Raw genomic sequence first — 22,105 nt, forward strand, 5'->3', positions numbered from 1 at the left:
GTAGAGCAGCATGAGAAATATTTTATCAAAACAGGGAGCTTTTTAAAAAAGAGGCATCAGAATAGGTCAAGTCCAAATTTCTGTATAAAAATTCCGCTGGATACAACCAGATGCTCATATTACCGTTGCACGGCCTATTATACTGCCTCCGGACATGTAGGTGTCAAAGATACGCTATCGCCGGGCCTTGACAGCCCTTGACACCAAGAGCCTTCAGCAGTTATTAAAAGCTACCGGTGGTGATAATGGTTAACTATCTTTTCTTGTTTTTTTGCCATTTAAAATACTCGGCCGTATCCAAGTACTTTTTGCCACAAGACCATTTTTTCATCTTGTTGTTCCATTAGTAAAGTTCCGATTAGGAGAATAGCAGATTCTCGACTGGGGAATATCCTTATCACTCTTTCACGGCGGCAAATCACTTCATTTAGCCGCTATAACATATTAGTAGTGCGAAGTCTCCTTTGGTAAAGTTCAGCAAGTTCTAAAATCCGTATTGCATTTTCAAACCCCTCTTCTAAAACTTCCATTGCCATAGGTGCTTTATTTCTATATTCATCTAATACTTGTTTAGTACCATTCTTGCTGTTTTGGCATATGGTGCTTCAAATATAGCTCTTACCTTGGCATGGATTTCTTTTTGTAAAACTTTCGGAGTTTTGTCAAGAATATTACGCATAAAGTGGGTTTGACATTCCTGCCAAGTAGCTCCTTGAAAATATCGACGAATAGAATAGCCTGTATAAGCTATTGCTATATGGTATACACGCAGTATTAGCAGGTTTTGCATATTTTCTGACATATTTATTTAAAGTTAATATACCGGGCTCTACAGCTTTTGGTGGACCATTTTTAAGCTTTATATTCAATGGAATAATGCAGCAAGGTAAAGGTTCCAATTGGATCTACGGATTAATAATCGGTATTGTGTATTTCTTTGTATATTATTTCGTTTTTCGTTTATGATAGAAAGGTATAATTTACAAACACCTGGCTGTGAAATCAGTATTATAGATACCCTTAATGACAATATACAATCGGTGCAAAAGAAATCAGTTTCAAATGACATTATTAATGAAATAATAACAGCACTTGGTGGTGCTGAAAATATTTAATGTAGATGCTTGCTTCACGAGGCTGAGAGTAAAGGTAAAAGATGTAGCCCGCGTCAGCGATGAAAAAATATGGCGCGAACTTGGTGCTAGTGGATTTTTAAAAGTCGAAAATGGGGTACAGGTTATTTTTGGTACAAAAGCAGATGTCTACAAGAGTAAAATAAAAGATATTCTCGGACTTGAATAAAACGGGGTGTTCATTGTGTTTAGAAATTTATTTGGTAAAAAGAAAAGTGACAACCAGGAAAAAATAATTACATCTCCGATGTCCGGCGATTTAGTTGATATTACAAATGTTCCCGAGCCGGTATTTTCACAAAAAATGATGGGAGACGGAATTGCTATAGTGCCGACCGATGGAGTGGTTGTATCACCTGTAGATGGTGTTGTCATAAATGTTTTTAGAACAAAGCACGCTATCGGCCTCCGTTCAAAATGTGGTGTCGAAATTATGATTCACATAGGCCTTGAGACTGTTGAATTAAACGGTGAAGGTTTTGAAATGTATGTAGAGGACGGTCAGGATGTTAAGAAAGGCGACAAATTGTTAACATTTGCTCTTGAAAAAATACATAGTAAATCATATAATCTGATATCGCCGGTAGTAATTACGAATATGGATGAAAAGGTAACGAAAATGAAAAAGTTAAATTTAGATAATACGGTTATTTGCGGTACACCAATTATGAGAGTTTTATTGAAATAATTTTAAAGAGGAAGACATTTTAAGAATTTTGTCGGACTTACTCAGGACTTAAATTTCCGAGTAAGTCCGACATTTCATCGTTGCTATCGTAGATTCTAACTTACAATCACAGTACCGTCTTCTCTTATTTCAATATGCTGCCCATCTTTTACAAATTCTAAAAATTCATCTCCTAATTGGTCAATAGTTACAATCTTTTTATTGTTCCATACATAACAAAGTATAATCCCAGCAGCTGCAAGAGAATCTATATGCTTTGAAAAAAGCATTGCTTTTGGACCTATACCCAGTTCTGTAACGCTCTGTAAAATCATACCTCCAGTGGTAGAACCAATAGTTTGCGGAAGACAAATAATTTTACCTGCTAGATCCTTGTTGTAAAGATCTTTATTATTCTGATCAGAGCAAATTGCCTTTCCATTTCTATCATTAAGGCTTTTTAAATATGATGCGAGTATATTTAACCCTTGACGAGTTACAATACTTTCTCCGCTTACATTTCCACCCAGAACAACCCTTCCCTTAAATGTCCTTGTCAAATTCCACACCCCCTTATATATTCCCATTTACTATTATGTCTAATATATCCTCGTCAAGGAAGAATCTAGCTGTAGAATAAGTTCTTAATTTATTTGAGTTTGTTACAATTGGTTGTTTTGCACACTCAGGATTACTCATGTACATAAGCGGGCATATATAAGTTAGATGCAATCCCATGTCAACCAATTTTTTATATGCCTCACTATCTAATTTAAACTTTGAAATAACGTCTGGAGCTGCGCATAATACAGTATTTATTGAAACCTTATCTTTTCCTGCTTTTGAAAGTCTATCAGAAATCTTTTCAACCCAATCATAAATTTGCTCAAGTGATAGATGGGGACACCCTATAAAGCACATAGTAGGCCTTGCATTTAAATCTTTCCAGAGTATCGGGTACGAATCAATTACTCTTTTAATCTCATTATCATCTATGGTATATATGCGGTAGTTTTCAACCAAAAGAGATCTACCTTGCTCAACCGCTTCTGGAGTTATATTTTCTACATGATATAAACCCACGGCACCATTTGATGCACTAGCAGCACCCATATCTTTAAGGTAATCTAAAGTAGCACTATTAATCCCTTTTCCAAGGAATCTATCAAGACCCACAATATACGGTACATCCTCCATAACTTTCATACCTATTGCACTTCCTAAAACTTGCGCGTTTGGAAGTGTAGAAGTTTTGACTTCAACAAGCCATGTGGCCCGTCTTCCCTCATCTGTTACCAGGCCAAATTCTGGCACTTTGCCAATGATACCGCATAAAAGCTCTATAAGGGCAGACATTCGATTAGTTCGCGCACCTATTATAGAATTTGCATATACTACAGCCGAAGATTCAGCCCACGAGAGGATCTGACCTTTTTTGGGAATGTTTCCGACTTCTGGCATGTAACATGTACAGGTAAATGCATTACCATCCTTTAGGCCTAATTTTTTAAGCTGTATCTCATATTTTTCCTGATTTTCATACATAGCATTAAATATCTTTTTTTGTGCTTCGGTACATTCTACATTATCATAATCAATAGGTCTTGGATCTACCGTAAAAGGTTCTTTTGTTTTCAATCCTGCATTTATTAGTTCATCCATCATATCAAATACACTTTCTATCCCTGTCAGCGCAAATGATGTAACCAAATGTACTGGACCATCAATAGGGAGAAGCCTTCTAGCTTCAAAGGCTTCTCCGTAAAGAACTACAGACTCCAATACTTTTCGCATCACTTCGCCATGTTTACCTTCTAATATCTCCTTTTCTTCATCGGTAAGTTCCATCTTATACTGCTTCATGGCTTATTCACCTCCTCAAATGTTCCTGGCAACTTCATAAGCATCCCAGATTGCATTCATTATATTTTGTACTTTTCTTGCATCACCCAGAAGGTAAGTTTCGGCCTTATACGGTGCTATTTGTTTATATAATCTGTTATCAGAATCATAACCTATTGCCATAATGACACTGTCTGCTACTATAATCTCTTCGCCAGTTTCAGTCTTTACAACAGCTCCTGTATCATTTACTGCAGCTATAGAAGTATTGGTTCTTATTTCAACATTGTAGAATTTTAACAAGTCCTTCAACATTTCTGAATTCATATGCGGTATCGGCATTCCAGCTGATAATATGTCTTTCAATAGTTCCACAATAATAACTTTCTTGCCCTGTTTAGCAAGCCACAGCGCCAGTTCGCATCCTACAAGACCACCTCCGATCACAACTACTTTATCTCCTACTTTCTTTTTCCCAAGTAGTACATCTGTGGCTTGCAAAGTTCTTTCAATACCCGGCATATTTAGTTGTTTTGGAGTAGAGCCTGTGGCCACTATAACAGCATCTGGATTAATTTCATCCACCAGTTCTTTTGTAACTTCTGTATTCAAATGCACATCGACTTTAAGATCTTTAAGTTGCTTTTCATACCAGTGCACCAATCTTATGTCGTCCTTTTTAAAATCAGGCACACCCGCTGCTAAAAGTACTCCGCCTAAATTATCGCCTTTTTCGTAAAGACTCACTTTATGCCCTCTTAGTGCGCAAATTCTCGCAGCTTCCATGCCTGCTATTCCACCGCCAATAACCATTACCTTTTTTGTTTTTTCAGCAGGTTTTACCCCATATTCAGCTTCTCTGCCAACTTGTGGGTTAACAGCACAGCATAGTGGCTTTACCTGAGCTATTCTTCCCATGCAGCCGTCATGGCAGCCAAGACATGGGCGAATGTCGTCTACTTTTCCTGATTTTATCTTATTGGGCAATTGAGGATCTGCTAAAAGACCTCGCCCAATAACAATGGCATCAGCTTTTCCTTCCTCTAATGCACTGCTTGCTAACTCTGGATCCTCCATTCTTCCCGCCACTAATACCGGAACATTTACCACCTTCTTTAGTTTTTTGGTCAAAGGCAAATAAAGTCCCTTCTTTTGATACATGGGCGGATGGTTCCAATACCAGGAATCATATGTCCCTGCATCAGCATTAAATGCATCATAGCCTGCTTCTTCAAGTATTTTAGCGGCTTCAAGCCCTTCATCAATATCGCGACCAAGCTCAGTAAATTCCTCTTCAGCAAGTCCCCCTTGCCTTATACCCTTTATATAACTCTTTACACTATACCTCAATGATACAGGAAAATCGTCTCCACAGGCTTTTTTTATGGCCTGAACTATTTCTATAGGGAATCTCAATCTTCCCATTAAATCTCCACCATATTTATCAGTCCTTTTGTTAAATAGTGCTATTGTAAACTGATCAAGTAAGTATCCTTCATGTACAGCATGAATCTCTACACCATCAAAGCCGGACATCTTAGCTATAACTGCAGCTTCAGCGAACTTTTTTACAATAGTCTCGACTTCTTCGGTGGTCAGTTCTCTGCACATTATTTTAGGATTCCAAAAGTTCTCAATAGGCGACGGTGCTACGGCTTCACCTCTTAATATGGCTGGTATCGCCACCCTTCCAAATCCTGCAGTTAATTGCAAAAATATTTTTGAATCATAAGCATGTACCCTTTCAGTCATTTGACTGGCGGTTTTAATAAAGCTTACAGGATTCAAGGTAGGACATGGCATTGTAGGCATGGCTTTTTTTTCAATTTCATTTTCCACGTAGCATATGCCGGTAATTATAAGACCGGTGCCACCTTTAGCTCTCTCTACATAGTATTCAATGCCTTTCTCATTAAAAGCCCCATCAGGTGTTGACAATCCACCCGGTCCCATTGGTGCCATCACAAACCTGTTTTTAATTTCAAGCTTTCCGATTTTAAAAGGTTCAAACAAGTTAGAATATCTTTTTTCCAACTTCATTACCCCCTCAAATTATTGATATAAATTTCCGTACAGCAAATACAAGTCAGTGTTGCCATTATTTCTCACGTGCTGCTTGTGGTAATGTTTGATTGTTAATAAACAAACAAACTTGTTGTCTCTACTCCTTCAACAATTTTTAAGCATCAAATCACCTCCTTTTACGTAGTCATTACTTTTAACCTATTTATCCGTATATAGCAAAGCATTTCTATTAATAAAAGGCATTTGTTATGTTAATATATTAGCAATAAGCGTGCCAAATTCATATACTATTTAATTTAACTTTAGTTATTAAACTTTTTAAGAATTTAATAGTTAAAAAGAAGAGTCATATATGAACCATTCAAGGTTCATATATGACTCTTCTTAAGTATAATACTTTAAATTTAGCGTTTTTATTGTGATTTATTAATGATCCAGTTGAAACATTTTTGGTTCAAGTCTCCAATTTTTCTCGTACCTTCTTATATTTTCTTACAATCGACGTTTGGCTAATTTTTAAAGCTTTTGCAGCTTCCCTCGTGGAATGACAATGTTCCATCGCAAGTTTGATCAACTTCGTTTCAGCTTCCTCAATTAATTCTTTTAGTGGTACAATGTCTCTAATTATAATCTGAAATTTATCATTGCTTAAGCTATCTATAAGTTCGGTTGGGAGATCTTTTTCAGTGATTACATCATTCTCAGTCATGACGACTAATCTTTCAATAACATTTTTTAATTCTCTCACATTGCCTGGCCAATTATATGCTTCAAAATATTTAAATGTATTTATAGACAAATCTTTGTGAGAGTTATATTTATTATTGAAATACTGAAGGTAATGAAGCGCAAGGGGGATTATATCTTCTTTTCTTTGTCGAAGAGGTGGCAAAATTATAGGAACGGTATTTACTCTAAAATATAAATCTTCCCTGAATAGTCCTTTATTAACCAATTCTTTTAAATCCTTATTAGTCGAGGCAATTAATCTAAAATTGATTTTTTTGGATTTTTCAGAACCTAATCTTGTTATTTCAAATGTCTCAATCACTCTCAAAAGTTTTCCCTGTAGACTGATCGGAAGAGAATTAAGTTCATCTAAAAAAAGTGTTCCTTCATCAGCCAGCTCTATTAGTCCTACTTTTCCTCCTTTTCTTGCGCCAGTAAAAGCACCTTCTTCATAGCCGAACAATTCAGCATCCAGCAATGACTCTGGTATCCCAGCACAATTTATAGAAATAAAAGGTGCTTTATTACGAGGACTCACTTCATGAATAAATCTTGCAATTACTTCTTTCCCTGTTCCTGATTCTCCTTCTAATAAAATATTAGAATCTACTTGTGCTACACGATATGCTAATTGCACTATTTTTTTCATTTCTTCACTTTCAGCAACTATCTTTCCTGAATAGCCCCTTTCTTTCATTAATTCTAAGTAATATTGTTTGGAAAGAGTCTCAGCTTTTTTGCATTCGTTTTCAAGATAAATTAAATCTGTCATATCTCTAACATTTGCAACAATATATTTTATTTTTCGGTTCCTGTCTAATATGGGCGTAGCTGTTACCATAATTTCTTTTATGGTTCTACCCTTTAAAGTTTGAGTTATTGTAACACGTTCTTTTTTTCTATAACCATTTCTATGATTGACTTATTAATTACTCCTGTTTTTACTAGATCTTGTGCCCGGGTTCCAATCACATCTTCTCTTCTATATCCAGCCATTTCCAGCAATCTGCTGTTTATATTCAAAAATCGTCCTTCTCCATCAGTAATATAAATTCCATCATAGCTTGATTCCAGTATTGCATTAAGCTGTTCTTTTAGAAATTCTAATTCATTGTCATTATTAGTCATAAAGTAATACCTCCTAGGAAACTATTTTCATTCCCTTATGCAGGGATTTTTCTGGATTATCATACTACCTGTTTTTATCAATACATCTTCTTTTTTATTTTTATTATATCACAGCAAAAACTTTTCGTTAAAAGTTAAACTTGAATTTGATAGTGTCAAGATACTGTAGGATTTTTTTAAGACAACCCCTGAAACTTAGTTAATTTCCGCCTTCAACTTATCATGCATTTTATATAACTTGCGCATATTTTATTGCTCTTAAAACCTTATATATTGGTGTTACTTTCCCTATATTCAAAACCGTAATATTATTTATTTTTTCATTTGTAGACGTTTTAACTCTCCTTACCGCCTCTTTTATTTGCTTCTTCGTTAATTTGTAGCTCCCTTCATTTATATTCTCTTTCTTACCCCATTCTATTTCTCTCAAATCTCCTCCATTCTTGCTGAATACTCTTAATTTCGCCATTAACTTTAATCCTTCTCTACTCCATCCTAATGGATTCCTACTTAATCTAGAAGAAAATACATGACTTATATGCCCTTCTGCACTGCACCCTATTACATCTTTGTCTTTACTGTATATCTCTACTCCTTCCCAATTATTTAGTATGTACCTCTTCGCCTCTTTTACCTTCTCTTTTTCTCTCTCTTCCTTTGTTACCTTTATTAGTTCATTAAATACCTTCTTTAGTTCTTCTTTATCTCCTTCATTTATTGCTCTCCATATCTTATCCCTGTATTTTGGCTCTTTCGATGTAGCTTTTAATACGTATTTGTTTAAATGATATCTGTCTAACACAAACCTTGATTTTACTATCCACTCTAATCCCTCTTTTATCCACGGCGCTCCATCTCCTGCTATGTATATCTTCTCTATCTTCTCTTCCTTGTAATTTTCTTCTATGTAATTTGCTACATCTATCCATATGTCTTCAGCTTTCTCTCCTACGTATGCCTTGTAATACACATTTTTCAGTACGTTTCTTCCGTTTCTCTCTTCCCTCCCTTCATGTATGTACACCAATCGAGGTGTTTCATCTCCACCCTCTTGTAAAGGTACATGGTCTTCATCTGCCTCTATGTATAATACCCTTACTTCTTTCTTCTCTTTTATTTCTCTCTTTACTTCTACTTCTCCTATTTCCCTTATTGCGTTTAATACCGTCTGTTTACTTAGCTCCTCTGGACATGCTTTTTTACTACTTCTTTCATATGATTCTTCTATCGCGTTTTCTACTAACTTTATCTTTACTCCCTTTTCTATCCTATCGTGCCGCCCTATCTCTAATGCATCATCCACCAAATATGTATATCTCCCATCCTGCCTAGATTTGTAATATGTCCTCTCATATTCAATATCTCCAAGAATTGTCGTTAACCTCTTTTTATCTTTTCTTTCTACTATCCATTTTTCTTTCCTTCTCTTGTCTTCTTTTATTATCCTATCTAACTCTTCAATAATTGCTTCTATTACTTCACTACCTAGTTTGTCCGTGATTTCCTTTATTCTTGCTACAAGTCTTGTAATATCCATTCCTTCGTTTAATAAATCACCAAAAATTTCTATCACTTCTCTAGTGAAATTTAGAGCGTTTTGTAGTATAATATCTTCAAAAATATATTTTTTCACAAGAGACACCCCTTTCTGTGATGTTTTGTTTCCTATTTCTATTTTATCACAGGGGTTGTCTCTTGTTTTTTTCACTTTAAAAATCCTACGATAATTTTACACTATCCTTGAATTTGGCAAGTGACAAACAAATTAAATGTCCATCTGAAGGCTATTTAATATGGCAGATGATGTTGTTGGTCTTTCAATTGTAACTTTAAAATTTTTTTGGAGTACATCCGAGAGTCTTAGTATTATTAGAACTTCTATATATAGACTTTCCATAGTTAGGAACATTATAGTATTCAGAAATCCAAGATATTTATCGCAAAATTTTTTGTTTCTTGCTTTACTTTTTTCATTCTGCATCTATAATAACACAAAGTAGATGATAACATAATCATAATAAGTAAAATTGCATTAGTGTGTGTAAAATACGCCAAACGAATAATTCCTGAAAATAGCCACTATACAAAATCATCTTGAAGAAATATTATTGTATCGACGAAGTGGATTTTATTATAAAACATTTAAAATTTCCGCATTTATTATGGAAAAGTAATAAATTTTAATTTAGACACTTACTTGTTATAATACAACTGTAAACGATGGGTAAGCTCTTAAAAGGTTGATCATCAAATGGATGCGCGCAAAAAGAAGATTCTCAAGAAGCTACTTGAAAATAAAAAGCCGATTACAAGTGAATATCTATCAAAATTACTTGGTGTGTCTTCAAGAACAATACGGAATGATATAAAAGAATTAAACGAAGAGCTGAAAGATAAATCAATAGAAAATAATTTCACTCCCGGGAGTAGGATATTTCATTAGATTCACTGGAGGTGATAAAGAAAAAGGTATTATAAAAGAAGTGATGGATGATGATAACTACGTCGTTCCTACCATGCCGGAAGAAAGGGTAAGGTGTATAATTAAGAAACTTTTATATAATGATTGCTTTATTACATTTGAGGAACTTGCGAGAGATCTTTATGTAAGTAAATCAACGATAGTAAATGATGTAAATAAAGCAGTAGAATGGCTTACAAAGCATAACCTTAAACTTTTTAGAAAGCCTAATGATGGCATTAAAATCGAATGGAATGAAATGAATCTAAGATTTGCAATATCTGACTACCTTAATGAACAAAATAATAAATCGGCATTATATGATGTGTCTGCTTTTGAAGAGATGTTTAAAGATATTAGTCTTGAAAAAATGAAAAATATCATAATTGATGCTCAAAAAGAGATGGATTATAAACTTTCAGATATTGCATTTTATACCTTACTAATTCATATAGCAATTGCAATTAAGAGAATAAAGCAAAATAAAACAATAAACGTTTCCAATGAAGCTTTTAAAAATATGAAAGATAAAAAAGAATATAAGATTGCACAAGGAATAGTTAAAGCCATAGAAAAGAGTTTTGATATAAATATGCCCGTAGGTGGAATTTGTAAATGAGAAAGCTAAGAAATTTTGTGATGTATTCGTTTTGCGTCCAGCGCTACTGTTGACTTTTACCTTTATCCCATTTCATTATTTTCTCCCTTTGTGTTATAATTTTCTAAGGGACATTTTTATTAATGTGTTTTGACATCTTGATAACTTCACATATGGCAACACGATAAAAGACTTTTGGGGGAGTGATTTTATGGAAAACTTTGTTTTTTCAAGCCCTACAAAAATTATTTTTGGTAAGGGAACAGAACATCAAGTGGGTGAAGAGGTAAAAAAGTATAGCAACAAAGTGTTGTTTTGTTATGGTGGAGGAAGTATAAAAAAGTCTGGCCTATATGATAAAGTTGTAAATTCTTTAAAAGAAGTTGGAGTTGAGTTTATAGAGCTATCAGGTGTAAAGCCTAATCCAAGGCTTAGCCTTGTGCAGGAAGGAATAAAATTATGCCGAGAAAATAATATCGATTTTATTTTAGCTGTTGGCGGAGGAAGCGTTATTGACACTGCAAAGGCTATTGCAATGGGTGTGCCTTATGAGGGAAATGTGTGGGACTTTTTTGCGGGAAAAGCGCAGCTTGAAGAGGCTTTACCTGTAGGTGTCATCTTAACTATCCCTGCAACAGGAAGTGAGGCAAGCGATGCTACAGTTATTACAAATGAAGACGGATGGTTTAAAAAAGGGTTTCATCATGACTTGATAAGGCCTAAGTTTGCAATTATGAATCCAGAGCTTACATATACATTACCCAATTATCAAACGGCCTGTGGTGTTGCAGATATTATGGCCCACGTCATGGAAAGATATTTTACAAATGTCAAAAATGTTGATTTGACTGATAGGCTTTGTGAAGCTACTTTAAAAACTGTTATAAATAATGTGCGTATTGTGCTAAAAGACCCAACAAATTACAATGCAAGGGCAGAAATTATGTGGGCGGGTACCATCGCACACAATGATTTATTAAGCACAGGAAGGATAGGAGATTGGGCTTCCCATAGAATTGAACATGAACTAAGCGCTATTTACGATATTGCTCATGGAGCAGGACTTGCAATTATCTTTCCAGCCTGGATGAAATATGTATACAAGCATGATATAAATCGCTTTGTACAATTTGCTGTAAGAGTATGGGATGTGGACTTACCTTATGAAAACCTCGAAGACATAGCATTAGAGGGTATAAGACGAATGACAGAATTTTTTAAAGAGATTGGTCTTCCTGTTACCCTTAAAGAAGCAGGCATTTCTGATGACAGATTTGAAGAGATGGCCAATAAATGTACAGACAATGGCAACAAAAAACTCGGCAATTTCGTAAAGTTAGGAAAGGAAGATGTCATTAATATCTATAAATTAGCAAAGTAGAATTTCTAAAAGTCAGTCATTATTGGCTGACTTTTTTGCTGTGATTTTATATTTTTTTAATAATTAATTAATAATTTGTTACAAATTGGACATAAAAACTGATATAATTTATGATATAATCTATATTGACAAAATGTGACGTGTGAACCGAGTATTTTTAATATGGGGGATCGATATGGAAAATAATGCAAATTTAAAGCGAAGTGAAAGGAGAAAGCATAAAAGAAAAAATGAAAACAACAGTACCATTAGAAATATATTAAAATTTTTAGGATATGCAATATTGATTTTGATTTTTATAGGAGTTGGGGTAATAGGAGGCAAAGTTTGGGCAATAATTAAAAATACTCCACCGATTTCGCAGGAGGCTTTGACAGCACAAAGCCAATCCTCCATTGTATATGCAAAAGACAGCAATGGTCAGTGGCAAAGAGTAGCAATACTTCATGGGGCTGACAATAGGCTGTGGGTTCCTATAGAAAAAATACCCAAAGATTTGCAAAATGCTTTTGTTGCTATAGAAGACCAAAGGTTTTATAAAAATAATTTAGGGATTGACCCCAAAAGAATCATTGGAGCTCTTATTGCAGATATTAAAGCAGGAGGTAAACCTGTTCAGGGTGCAAGTACTATAACGCAACAGCTTATAAAAAATACCATGCTTTCCAATGAAAAAACACTTACCAGAAAAATACAAGAGGCTGTACTTGCGTGGAGATTAGAACAAAAGTATACAAAAGAGCAAATACTTGAAGCATACCTTAATACAATATATCTTGGAGGGCCTAATGTAAATGCTTATGGAGTGCAGGCAGCAGCTTTAGCTTACTTTGGCAAAGATGTAAGCCAATTAGATTTAGCCGAATCTGCTATGATTGCTGGCATTACTAATAACCCGTCACTGTATTCACCTTATGCCAATTTAGAAGCTGCTACACAAAGACAACACCTTGTTTTAAAAGAAATGCTCGAACAAGGGTATATTACTAAAGAACAGTACGATAAAGCAATAGCAGAGAAATTGGTATTTAAAAAGACGAATTTTACCACATATGAACATAAATATTTTATAGACCAAGTCATAAATGATGTAGCAGATGAATTGTCTAAAAAACTCAATATTTCTCATGACGAAGCAATAAACAAAATATATAATGGCGGACTCAGAATTTATTCGACAATGGATTTGAAAATACAAAATTATGTTGAAGAGGCTTTTAAAAACCCAGAACTTTTTCCTATGAATTCAAAGATTAAAGACGAAGTTCAGGGTGCAATGGTTGTTATGGATTGGAGAACAGGAGAAGTTAAGGGACTTGTAGGGGGACGTGATACTTCTAATATAGTTAGAGGATTCAATAGGGCAACTCAAGCTTATAGACAACCGGGCTCTTCAATAAAACCTCTTACAGTTTATGGACCGGCTTTGGAAAGTGGGCTCACCGCAGCAACAGTTGTTGATGATGTTCCAACAACTTTTGGCAATTGGACTCCTCACAATTACGAAAGTTCCACTTATAGAGGGCTTGTTACCTTGAGAGAAGCTTTGACTCATTCATTAAACATCCCTGCTGTCAAAGTTGTTGATAGGATAGGTATAGCTACTTCTGCAAACTATGGCAAAAAATTTGGACTTGATATAACCAAGAACGATATGTATTTACCCGCTCTTGCCCTTGGGGGACTTTACAAAGGAGTTACGCCTCTTCAAGAAGCTGCTGCTTATGGGGCAATTGCAAATGGAGGAGTTTATACAACACCTATTACTTTTACTAAAGTCACAGATTCTGAAGGGAATTTGATTTTAGAAAATAAACCGTTAAGACATGTAGTTTTAAGCGAGCAAAATGCTTATATATTAATGAACATGATGCAAGACGTTGTAAAATACGGCACAGGTACTCGTGCGAGGATTCCTAATATGCCTGTTGCTGGTAAAACTGGAACTACTGATAATTACAGTAATGCATGGTTTTCAGGTTTTACTCCTTATTATGTTGCTACTGTGTGGATGGGCTATGATAATAATTCTATTTCATTATACGATACCAGAACAGGTACTAAGGTAGTAGGTGGCAGTTACCCTGCTCAGTTGTGGAAGACAGTGATGCTTCAGATACACAAAGATTTACCATATAAAGATTTTGTAAGGCCATCAGGAATTATTTCTGCGACAGTATGTCGCGATTCAGGAGAACTTCCTACAGATTTGTGTCATTTAGATCCTCGGGGTGACAGAACCTATACTGAAATTTTTGCACAAGGTACCCAACCCACAACTTATTGTACTGTTCACGTAATGGTTAAAATAAATTCTCAAAATGGTAAACTAGCAACGGATTTAACTCCTCCTGATTTGGTAAAAGAAGCTGTGTTTATAGATCCACCGGGTAGAACACCAGCGCAGAATGCAGTTGCACTAGATGGAAAATATGTGGTTCCAAAAGAATACGACGATATTGTTCCGCCACCACAGAATTCTACTAATGGTAATGCTCCAGGGGATAATACTCAACCACCGCCCGCTAATAACGGTGGTACAGAGCAACCTCCTGGAGGAGAAACGACCAATCCGCCTCCTAACAATGGTAATTCTCAAACTACTCCGCCTAGTAATAACTTTCCTCCCACAACAAATCCAACACCATGAGAAAAAAGCATACTTGAAAGCATAGCTTTCAAGTATGCTTCAGTTTGTTTTTATAAAATGTGCTATTATTAACTTAAGGTACAGTTGGAGGGGTTAAATTTGAAAAAGATTGTTTTATTAATGATGGTTTTAGTGTTATTTTTATCAGGGTGTGACAATTTAAAAACCCCAGGGGAAGCTATAAAACCTCCGAAAAATATTGCAAATGCCGCCTTGCAAGACGGCAATGTGCCTTTGTGGACAATTCAAAGTAATGGAGAAAGATTTTTTGATACGACATTTATATCAGAAGATGAAATCGTTACTTTAGTGTATAAAGATGGCAACATATATTTGAGAAGTTATGACAAAGATAAAATGATTGAAGAAAAACTTTTGGGGACAAAAGCAGATTATAGAATATTAAATACCTCTTTAAATAAATTTGTGGTTAAAAAAGGAGAAACAGAAATAGCACTTTATGATGATAAGTTAACTGAAATTTTAAATTATAATGTGGAGTCTAAAAAGATTGATTATCAAAAGAATGTGTTAGATGCTATGGTGTCTCCTGATGGAGAAGCTGTTGTTATTTCCAATGTATACTATAAGGATAATTATCCAGCTGATGGCGAATTAATATTGTTCAATCAAAATAAAATTGTCAAAAAGATAAATCATGTAATACCGAAACTTGAAAATTTTAGCGATAATAGCGAAAAATTTTTGTTTATTGATTTAAGTAATAGAAATGACAACAATAATTTGATGCAAGAGAAAGAAAATGATGTTCTTTATCTTTCCTCTAGTGATTTGCTACAATATAACATTTATGTGTATAATAGAAATGGGAAAATGATAAAAAGAATAAAGATGCCGCTCAGCCCATCAAAGGTAGAAGGAACTTCTGGCATGACAAAAATTTCGGCTTTATTATCTGCTGATGGCAATACAATTTTATTTTCCAGTTATTTTGATAAAAAACTTTATATAGAAAAATTAAATGGCGACAAAACAGAGATCCCAACGATAGCAGAGAGGTTTTACACTAATAAAGATGCTACTAAGTTTGTTATAGGCAATTATGGAGTTTCTAAAATTTATGATAGTTGTGGAAAGCTTGTAGATTATATTGTAGTAAATTACGGACTTATAAATGATGTGCGTTTTGAAGGGAATAATACTTATTTTGCTATAAATGGCACAACAATTCCTAACGCGAAAACTAAAGATTACATAGGGGTCATGGATGAAAGTGGAAATATGATTTGGACTGCCAAAGTCTATGATACTATAGCAATGCTTAAATTTTCTCCAGATGGCAAAAGAATTATGGCACAGTCTTCTAAATCTATATCAGTATATGACTATCACAATGGGAAAATGGACATTATACCTCGCCCTATAAACGGAAAATATCCTGAGTTTGTCTGGAAAAGGTTGTTAAATGAAGATATTGAAGGAGAAAATGCTTTTATATTTACGGATGAATTAGAAAATATTTATATAGCTAAAAATACTAATTTGATAAAGGCTACAAAAAATGGCAATCAGTTTTGGATGGTAGGTACAAGTAAACCTATCAAATTTTTGGATTTATCTCGCAATGGAGAGTTAATTGCTTTAGTCATAGAAGATGAAAAAGGCAGTGAAGTGATAGTTTATGATAAGTCAGGTATGGTGATTTCCCACAAATACATAATAAAAGGGCACGAAGTAACTTCCGTTTCTGTATCTCCTGATGGAGAATATTTTTCCTATGCAGTATCAACGCCTGAAAATGAGGAATATGGCTCTTTTATTGATTTTTTTAATGATAAAGGGTATATGATATGGGAGCAAAAAATAAAATCTACTTTTGTTTATGACTTATCTATAAATAAAGATATAGTAACTGCCTCTTTTGATGATGGTAATTCTTCTGGAATTTTAGCGATGGATTTTAGCGGCAAAGTTTTTTATAATAAAGACATGAAAAGCAATGAACCTTTTATAACAGCTTCAGAGGATGGAAAAGCGTTTTTACTCTTAGGTTTTGACGGTAGTATTGGATTTTATAATAGAGAAAAGGCACTTTTAAGTGAAAACTATACAAAAAAAGGAGTTATACAACAAGCTTTAATGTCTAAAGATGGGAAAGCAGCGGTTCTAATATCTTTCAGCAAAGATTATAAAGAATATTATATTACATTTTTTAACAATTTTAATATGACAAAAACTATAACTTCTAGTTGGAAAGTTAAAAAAGCAGTTATGACACCTGATGGAAATTATATAGTAATTTTATCTCAAGAATATGACAATACCATAAACAATGCTAATAAAATAACTATGTACGACAAACAAGGAAATACTTTATATAGTTATTATCATAAAAGCGGTATTTATGATATTGCTATTACGGAGGATGGTTCTAACTTGTACATATATTCCGCAGATGGTTACGTATATAAGTATCGCAATAAATAGTTTTACTGAGAGGGGGCTTTTAATTTGAAGAGCATTGACTATTTAAAGGAATTGACTAAGTTTGAACACAGGGGCTCTGCGACAAAAAATGAAAGGCAAGCCGCAGAGTATATTTTGCAGGAATTGAAGAAGATGGGGTATAAGGTTGAGAAGCAGACTTTTAAAACTACAAGAGACAATCTCTACATGCTTCCTTTACAAGTGGGTGTTTTGTTATTTATTTGCGGTTTTTTCTCACAGATGTACGGCGGACCTTTAGAAATAGCAGCATTTTTACTCAGTTTATTTGCAATAGGTCTTTTGTTATTAGAAATAAGTGGTAAGCCTGTTGAAACTAGTATAATGCCGAAGTTTTTGTCACAAAATGTTTTTACAAGTTTTGATGAAAGCCGCAGCAAAAGAATAATTGTATCAGCTCATTATGATACGCAAAGAGGAAGTCTTATGTTTCATCCTAAAATTGTCGATAAACTAAGTGTAATTTACAACATTTCATATATAGGATTTGGACTTATTCCAATTGGAATTTTGCTTAATATTTTTAATTTAGATGTTATAGCTTCTGTGATATTGTATATAGGGCTTATTATTGTTTTTGCAAATATAATTTTTATGGCTGTATGTGAAGTGACGGGTAGGTACACACAAGGAGCAAATGATAATGGCACAGGGACAGCTCTTACTCTAGCATTGGCAAATTATTATATAAACCATAAAGACAAGTTTCCAGATGATGTTGATATGGTATTTTTATTTACTGGAAGTGAAGAAACAGGAGAAAGAGGGATGAAAAATTTTATAAAAAAATATAGAAAAAAACTTACTTTAGATACCAAATTTATAATACTTGACAACCTTGGAACTGGAAAAATTACGTACCTTGAGGGGGAAGGAATGATATTTTATAAAAGAGCCGGGAAAATGTTACTTGATATAGCAGAGGAGATGGTAAAAGGTCATGACGGAAAAATTCAAAAAATGAAAAATTTGCTCCTTCCTACAGATGCTCTTCCAGCAATAGCTGCTGGATTTGATGCAATAGCGTTTCTTGGAAAAGATGAAAATGGAAGACTAGGTAACTACCATTGGCATACAGATACAATAGAAAATGTCGATACAGAACTTTTAAGTTATGAAGAGGAATTTTTTAAGGAATATTTGGTTAAAGTAGCACAAAGATTAAATTGACAAAAAATTAACTTGACTATATTTGAAAAATCGAATATAATGTATATGAAAGGGTGAAAAAAGTGGAAGCTGACGTATATACTGAAGCTGCCGAATATTTTAAGGCATTATCTCATCCTACAAGGATAAAAATAATAGAACTTTTAAGCAAAAAAGAAATGTGTGTGTGTCAGATGATGGCAGCATTAAACTTAGATCAATCTCATGTATCAAGGCATTTGATGGTGTTAAGAGCAAACAAAATGGTAAAAACTAGAAGAGAAGGCACTATAATTTATTATTCTTTGACAGATAAAAATATCACAAATATTATTGACGAAGTAAAAAATGTTTTTTCTGTTAAAAAATAGAGTTTTTTTACTTGATATATTTGAATATTCGAATATAGCAATATAAAAGGAGGTGAAAATTAATGATAATTGCTTTTGCATCAAAGAATCATCTTGGTTTAAATAGCGATATAGGAAATAACATTGCTTTATCAGAATATTTTACTGTTGCAGAAATTGAAAATGGCAAACTTAAAAAGGTTAAGAATATAGAAAACCCTTTTTTTAAAGAACAGGAAATAAATGCACAAAATTTTGTCGATTTTATCAAAAATACCAATGCACAAAAAATCGTAATTTCAGTTGTAGATAATGCTGACATAGAAAATGAGCTTTTATTAAATGATATAGAAGTTATAAAGAATGTAAATGGAAGGATAGCTGATATGTTGAAAGAGCTTTAAACACTGGAGAGGAGGTGAAACATGTGGCAAAAAATTGGTATCCAATAATAGATGAGGATAAATGCATTCAGTGCTACCAATGTGTGAACTTTTGTCCACACGACGTTTATACCATCGGTGACGATGGATATCCGGATGTTGTAAATCCAGACAACTGCGTGGAATTTTGCCGTGGATGTTCAAAAGTTTGTGATAATGAAGCTATAACATATTTTGGAGATAGGAGGTAATTTTTATGAGCAAAAAAGGATTGCTTTTATGCGTATGCCAAGGTACTTGCCCATCATTTCAAGAAATGGACACATTTGAAGTTTTAAACACTTTAAGAAGAGAGGGTATTTTTGAATGGGTAGGATTACATCCTCAACTTTGTGCAGATGATGGAGATAGGTATTTAAGGGAACTATTAAGAGGGGCACAAATAGATGAACTTTATGTCGCTGCTTGTGACCCTACAATGCAAAAGAAAATGTACAGAGATGCTTTTGACGATGTAGGCTTTCCTAGAGATAAGCACATTGGAATTGAAATAAGAAACATGAATACAGAGCAGGTTATAGATGAAATCAAAAAGGCTGTTTCTCAAAGAGAAGAATCTCAAAAATAAATTACTTTAACAAAAGGTGAAACTTCGATTACTGCTAAAACTAATAAATATTTAGCAGTAATCGAAGTTATACTTTTATAGTATTACCAATATTAAATTGTTTTATTATTGCTATTTTTTGAAAAAGAGAGAAACAATTAAGGAAGTCTTACAAAGATATGAATAAGAATGCTGTTTAAAAAGAAAAATAGAGGGTTAGTTAAAAGAGAGTTTAATATTATTTATTGACATATGTTAATTATGTTGATATAATATATTCGTTAATTCGAATATATTAATGGAGGAGCGACCAATGGAACACAGAATATGCTTTAACTGCATTATAAGGCACTTTTCACCGGCATGGTATGCATCCGTTATGGGTACTGGTGGATTTGCTAATGTTCTTTATTTGTTAAGTGCAAGAATGCCTTTTTTAAAACCAGCAGCCGTAGCACTTTTCTTTTTAAATATATTTTTGTTTTTTATATTTATAATTCCATGGGTAGGAAGATGGTTTTTACATTTTGATAAATTAATAGAGGATTTAAAGCATCCAGTTATGTCTAACTTTTTTGTTACTATGCCCGTGGGAGGTTTAATTCTTGGGACAAACTTTTTTATAATAGGTAAAGAATTTTTTAGCATGGCTTTTATTGTTATCTTAGGTACTATTTTGTGGATATATGGTGTTGCTCTTGCCTTAATTTTTGGAGTTTTTGTAACATACAATATGATGATAACAGAAAATATAGGACCTGAACTTACAAATTATTCATGGTATATCACTCCTGTTGCAAGTATTGTAGTGCCCTTGTTAGGAAATCTCCTTGTTAAAGTTTACGCAACAAAAAATGTTGAATTAGCAAAATTAATAAATATTACCGATGTAGCATTTTATGGAATTGGATTAATGCTTTTTGTCATACTAAGCAGTATTATTTTAGGAAGATTTATAAGTCATAAAATGCCGCATGCTATAGCAGTACCAACTTTTTGGATTATACTTGGTCCTATTGGAGTAGGGACTGTAAGTTTGATGGGTATTGCCGATACATCAAAAATGATGGGACTTATTTCAATAGTTGATGGTATAAAAATGATTTCACTTATTTTCTGGGGCTTTGGACTTTGGGCATTTGTGCTTACTGTTATAATAACAATTAAATACCTTATGGAAGGCGGAATACCTTTTTCGCTTTCATGGTGGGCGTTTATATTTCCACTGTCAGCATATACTTTGTCAGCTTATAATGTATTTATGTATACAAAAATCCAGCTTATATACTGGTATACAGTATTATTAGCAATTTTACTTGCTATATTGTGGATAAGTACTTTTATAAAGTCTTTGATTGGAACGCTTAATGGGACACTATTGTTTCCTTCAGAAAGTAATAAGAAATAGTCTAAATATTTTGGCCAGTAGGCCAAAATATTTTAGCTAAAATATTCGATAAATCGAATGTTTGAAAGTTCTTTTTAAACCAAAAAGGAGTGTAAGAAATGGGTAATCTTAAAAAATTGCAAAGCCATCTTAATAATTGGATGCTCATCTATACGTTGATATTGATGGTCGTTGGTGTTTTGATAGGCTATGATCATACTGCTACTTCATGGGTAAAAGCAAATCAACAGTTTTTGACTCTTTTAAATACTGTTGCAGTTTTCTTTATCATCTATCCTATGATGGTAAATGTTAAACTTGAATTGCTTTTAAAGTCAATTAAAAATTGGAAAGCATTGCTACTGAGTTTGATATATAACTTTGTTTGGGCACCGATTTTTGGATATTTTATTGCAACATATATGATAAAAGATCCTACTTTGTCAATTGGATTTTTGCTGGTTATGGTGGTTCCTTGTTCAAGTATGAGTATTACTTATACAGGCCTTTCTGAAGGAGATGTTGAATTAAGCACTATGATTGTAGCTTTAAGTTTTATTGCTGCAATTTTTGCAGTTCCATTTTGGATGAGAATTTTTGCGTCTCATACGAATGTTCCTGTACCGACAGGCCAACTGCTTATGTCTATATTAGAAGTTCTTATTTTGCCAATGATGTTAGGCTATTTAACAAGGACTTTGTTGGTGAAAGCTTTTGGAGAAGAGAAATTTAAAAATATACAACCAATTTTTCCATCTATATTTATAATTTCAATGTACATTTTAATTTTCTTAATATTTTTTAGTAAAGCCGGTATGATTGTTGATAAAATAGGGTTAATATTATTTTTGCTTATTCCAAATGCTATTTTTATAGCAATTACTCTTTTAGTTGTTACATGGCTCAATAAAGTATTCCATTTTTCATACAAGCAGCATATGGCCATTGTTTTCGCCAGTACTGGCAAAAACAATGGAACGGCTGTTGCTTTAGCTACCGCTGCTTTTTCCCCTATGGTTGCTATACCAGCAGCTACCATGCCTATATTTCAAATTATTCTGTTGATTTTATACTTAAAAGCAGCTCCATGGATAAAAAAGTATTATGATGAATAGTTGTGTTTTTAAAGAGAGGCGAAATTATCATAGT

General features: G+C 33.8%; 20 protein-coding genes and 1 pseudogene. 14 read left to right on the top strand and 7 right to left on the bottom strand.

The features are described 5' to 3' along the window. Positions 1–253: 253 nt before the first annotated feature. A pseudogene (locus tag THEWI_RS15500) lies at positions 254–733 on the bottom strand (transposase); the annotation flags it as partial. A gap of 365 nt (positions 734–1,098) precedes the next feature. Between THEWI_RS15500 and THEWI_RS14415 the strand changes: the two are divergent. After that, positions 1,099–1,302 carry a PTS sugar transporter subunit IIB gene (locus THEWI_RS14415; protein WP_208854400.1) on the top strand — a complete coding sequence of 68 codons (204 nt, stop codon included), beginning with the start codon at positions 1,099–1,101 and terminating at the stop codon, positions 1,300–1,302. Positions 1,303–1,317: 15 nt separating this feature from the next. Then, positions 1,318–1,821 (top strand): PTS sugar transporter subunit IIA, encoded by a 504-nt coding sequence (locus THEWI_RS01600; RefSeq protein WP_014062179.1) that lies wholly within the window; start codon positions 1,318–1,320, stop codon positions 1,819–1,821. A 95-nt stretch (positions 1,822–1,916) separates the two neighbouring features. Here the strand turns inward: THEWI_RS01600 and THEWI_RS01605 are convergent, their stop codons facing one another. The 6 genes from THEWI_RS01605 to THEWI_RS01625 all read right to left on the bottom strand — a co-directional run bounded on the left by THEWI_RS01605 (position 1,917) and on the right by THEWI_RS01625 (position 9,157). Then, positions 1,917–2,360 (bottom strand): aconitase X swivel domain-containing protein, encoded by a 444-nt coding sequence (locus tag THEWI_RS01605; protein WP_014062180.1) that lies wholly within the window; start codon positions 2,358–2,360, stop codon positions 1,917–1,919. A gap of 13 nt (positions 2,361–2,373) precedes the next feature. Next, positions 2,374–3,663, bottom strand: coding sequence for an aconitase X (locus THEWI_RS01610; protein ID WP_014062181.1), 1,290 nt, complete (start codon positions 3,661–3,663; stop codon positions 2,374–2,376). Between the two features lie 15 nt (positions 3,664–3,678). Further along, on the bottom strand, positions 3,679–5,682 hold the full coding sequence (locus THEWI_RS01615; protein WP_014062182.1) for an oxidoreductase: 2,004 nt from the start codon (positions 5,680–5,682) through the stop codon (positions 3,679–3,681). A gap of 439 nt (positions 5,683–6,121) precedes the next feature. After that, positions 6,122–7,168 carry a sigma-54 interaction domain-containing protein gene (locus tag THEWI_RS01620; RefSeq protein WP_244262278.1) on the bottom strand — a complete coding sequence of 349 codons (1,047 nt, stop codon included), beginning with the start codon at positions 7,166–7,168 and terminating at the stop codon, positions 6,122–6,124. A 104-nt stretch (positions 7,169–7,272) separates the two neighbouring features. Beyond that, positions 7,273–7,524, bottom strand: coding sequence for a PAS domain S-box protein (locus tag THEWI_RS14580; protein WP_244262279.1), 252 nt, complete (start codon positions 7,522–7,524; stop codon positions 7,273–7,275). Positions 7,525–7,753: 229 nt separating this feature from the next. Beyond that, entirely contained in the window at positions 7,754–9,157 is a 1,404-nt protein-coding gene (locus THEWI_RS01625; RefSeq protein ID WP_041589293.1) for an ISLre2 family transposase, read from the bottom strand. Between the two features lie 618 nt (positions 9,158–9,775). Between THEWI_RS01625 and THEWI_RS14585 the strand changes: the two genes are divergently transcribed. The 12 genes from THEWI_RS14585 to THEWI_RS01685 all read left to right on the top strand — a co-directional run bounded on the left by THEWI_RS14585 (position 9,776) and on the right by THEWI_RS01685 (position 22,071). Continuing rightward, positions 9,776–9,967, top strand: a complete 192-nt coding sequence (locus THEWI_RS14585; protein WP_244262280.1) for a helix-turn-helix domain-containing protein — start codon at positions 9,776–9,778, stop codon at positions 9,965–9,967. Between the two features lie 43 nt (positions 9,968–10,010). Further along, positions 10,011–10,604 carry a BglG family transcription antiterminator gene (locus tag THEWI_RS01635; protein WP_244262281.1) on the top strand — a complete coding sequence of 198 codons (594 nt, stop codon included), beginning with the start codon at positions 10,011–10,013 and terminating at the stop codon, positions 10,602–10,604. 190 nt (positions 10,605–10,794) lie between these two features. Continuing rightward, a complete protein-coding gene (locus THEWI_RS01640; RefSeq protein ID WP_014062186.1) occupies positions 10,795–11,964 on the top strand; it encodes an iron-containing alcohol dehydrogenase in 1,170 nt (389 codons plus the stop codon). A gap of 175 nt (positions 11,965–12,139) precedes the next feature. Next, a complete protein-coding gene (locus THEWI_RS01645) occupies positions 12,140–14,614 on the top strand; it encodes a transglycosylase domain-containing protein (protein WP_014062187.1) in 2,475 nt (824 codons plus the stop codon). Positions 14,615–14,713: 99 nt separating this feature from the next. Next, positions 14,714–17,062, top strand: coding sequence for a WD40 repeat domain-containing protein (locus tag THEWI_RS01650; RefSeq protein WP_014062188.1), 2,349 nt, complete (start codon positions 14,714–14,716; stop codon positions 17,060–17,062). 24 nt (positions 17,063–17,086) lie between these two features. After that, a complete protein-coding gene (locus tag THEWI_RS01655) occupies positions 17,087–18,250 on the top strand; it encodes a M28 family peptidase (RefSeq protein WP_014062189.1) in 1,164 nt (387 codons plus the stop codon). A 62-nt stretch (positions 18,251–18,312) separates the two neighbouring features. Then, positions 18,313–18,600: an ArsR/SmtB family transcription factor gene (locus THEWI_RS01660; RefSeq protein ID WP_014062190.1), complete on the top strand. Its 288-nt coding sequence runs from the start codon at positions 18,313–18,315 to the stop codon at positions 18,598–18,600. 62 nt (positions 18,601–18,662) lie between these two features. Next, positions 18,663–18,983 carry a NifB/NifX family molybdenum-iron cluster-binding protein gene (locus THEWI_RS01665; protein ID WP_014062191.1) on the top strand — a complete coding sequence of 107 codons (321 nt, stop codon included), beginning with the start codon at positions 18,663–18,665 and terminating at the stop codon, positions 18,981–18,983. Positions 18,984–19,006: 23 nt separating this feature from the next. Beyond that, a complete protein-coding gene (locus THEWI_RS01670) occupies positions 19,007–19,213 on the top strand; it encodes a 4Fe-4S dicluster domain-containing protein (protein ID WP_014062192.1) in 207 nt (68 codons plus the stop codon). A 5-nt stretch (positions 19,214–19,218) separates the two neighbouring features. Continuing rightward, a complete protein-coding gene (locus THEWI_RS01675) occupies positions 19,219–19,590 on the top strand; it encodes a hypothetical protein (RefSeq protein ID WP_014062193.1) in 372 nt (123 codons plus the stop codon). A gap of 292 nt (positions 19,591–19,882) precedes the next feature. Further along, the gene (locus THEWI_RS01680; RefSeq protein WP_014062194.1) at positions 19,883–20,977 is read left to right on the top strand and encodes a TDT family transporter; all 1,095 of its coding nucleotides are present in this window, start codon (positions 19,883–19,885) and stop codon (positions 20,975–20,977) included. Between the two features lie 98 nt (positions 20,978–21,075). Then, the gene (locus THEWI_RS01685; protein ID WP_014062195.1) at positions 21,076–22,071 is read left to right on the top strand and encodes an arsenic resistance protein; all 996 of its coding nucleotides are present in this window, start codon (positions 21,076–21,078) and stop codon (positions 22,069–22,071) included. The last annotated feature ends 34 nt before the right edge of the window (positions 22,072–22,105 follow it).

The organism is Thermoanaerobacter wiegelii Rt8.B1 (assembly GCF_000147695.2).
GTDB classification, from domain to species: Bacteria; Bacillota; Thermoanaerobacteria; order Thermoanaerobacterales; family Thermoanaerobacteraceae; genus Thermoanaerobacter; species Thermoanaerobacter ethanolicus.

Coding starts and splice junctions, on each gene's coding strand:
- THEWI_RS01680 (WP_014062194.1), top strand. CDS start 19,883: ATGGAACACAGAATATGCTTTAACTGCATTATAAGGCACTTTTCACCG.
- THEWI_RS01620 (WP_244262278.1), bottom strand. CDS start 7,168: ATGACAGATTTAATTTATCTTGAAAACGAATGCAAAAAAGCTGAGACT.
- THEWI_RS01640 (WP_014062186.1), top strand. CDS start 10,795: ATGGAAAACTTTGTTTTTTCAAGCCCTACAAAAATTATTTTTGGTAAG.
- THEWI_RS01685 (WP_014062195.1), top strand. CDS start 21,076: ATGGGTAATCTTAAAAAATTGCAAAGCCATCTTAATAATTGGATGCTC.
- THEWI_RS01610 (WP_014062181.1), bottom strand. CDS start 3,663: ATGAAGCAGTATAAGATGGAACTTACCGATGAAGAAAAGGAGATATTA.
- THEWI_RS14585 (WP_244262280.1), top strand. CDS start 9,776: ATGGATGCGCGCAAAAAGAAGATTCTCAAGAAGCTACTTGAAAATAAA.
- THEWI_RS01645 (WP_014062187.1), top strand. CDS start 12,140: ATGGAAAATAATGCAAATTTAAAGCGAAGTGAAAGGAGAAAGCATAAA.
- THEWI_RS01665 (WP_014062191.1), top strand. CDS start 18,663: ATGATAATTGCTTTTGCATCAAAGAATCATCTTGGTTTAAATAGCGAT.
- THEWI_RS01615 (WP_014062182.1), bottom strand. CDS start 5,682: ATGAAGTTGGAAAAAAGATATTCTAACTTGTTTGAACCTTTTAAAATC.
- THEWI_RS01675 (WP_014062193.1), top strand. CDS start 19,219: ATGAGCAAAAAAGGATTGCTTTTATGCGTATGCCAAGGTACTTGCCCA.
- THEWI_RS14580 (WP_244262279.1), bottom strand. CDS start 7,524: ATGACTAATAATGACAATGAATTAGAATTTCTAAAAGAACAGCTTAAT.
- THEWI_RS01635 (WP_244262281.1), top strand. CDS start 10,011: ATGGATGATGATAACTACGTCGTTCCTACCATGCCGGAAGAAAGGGTA.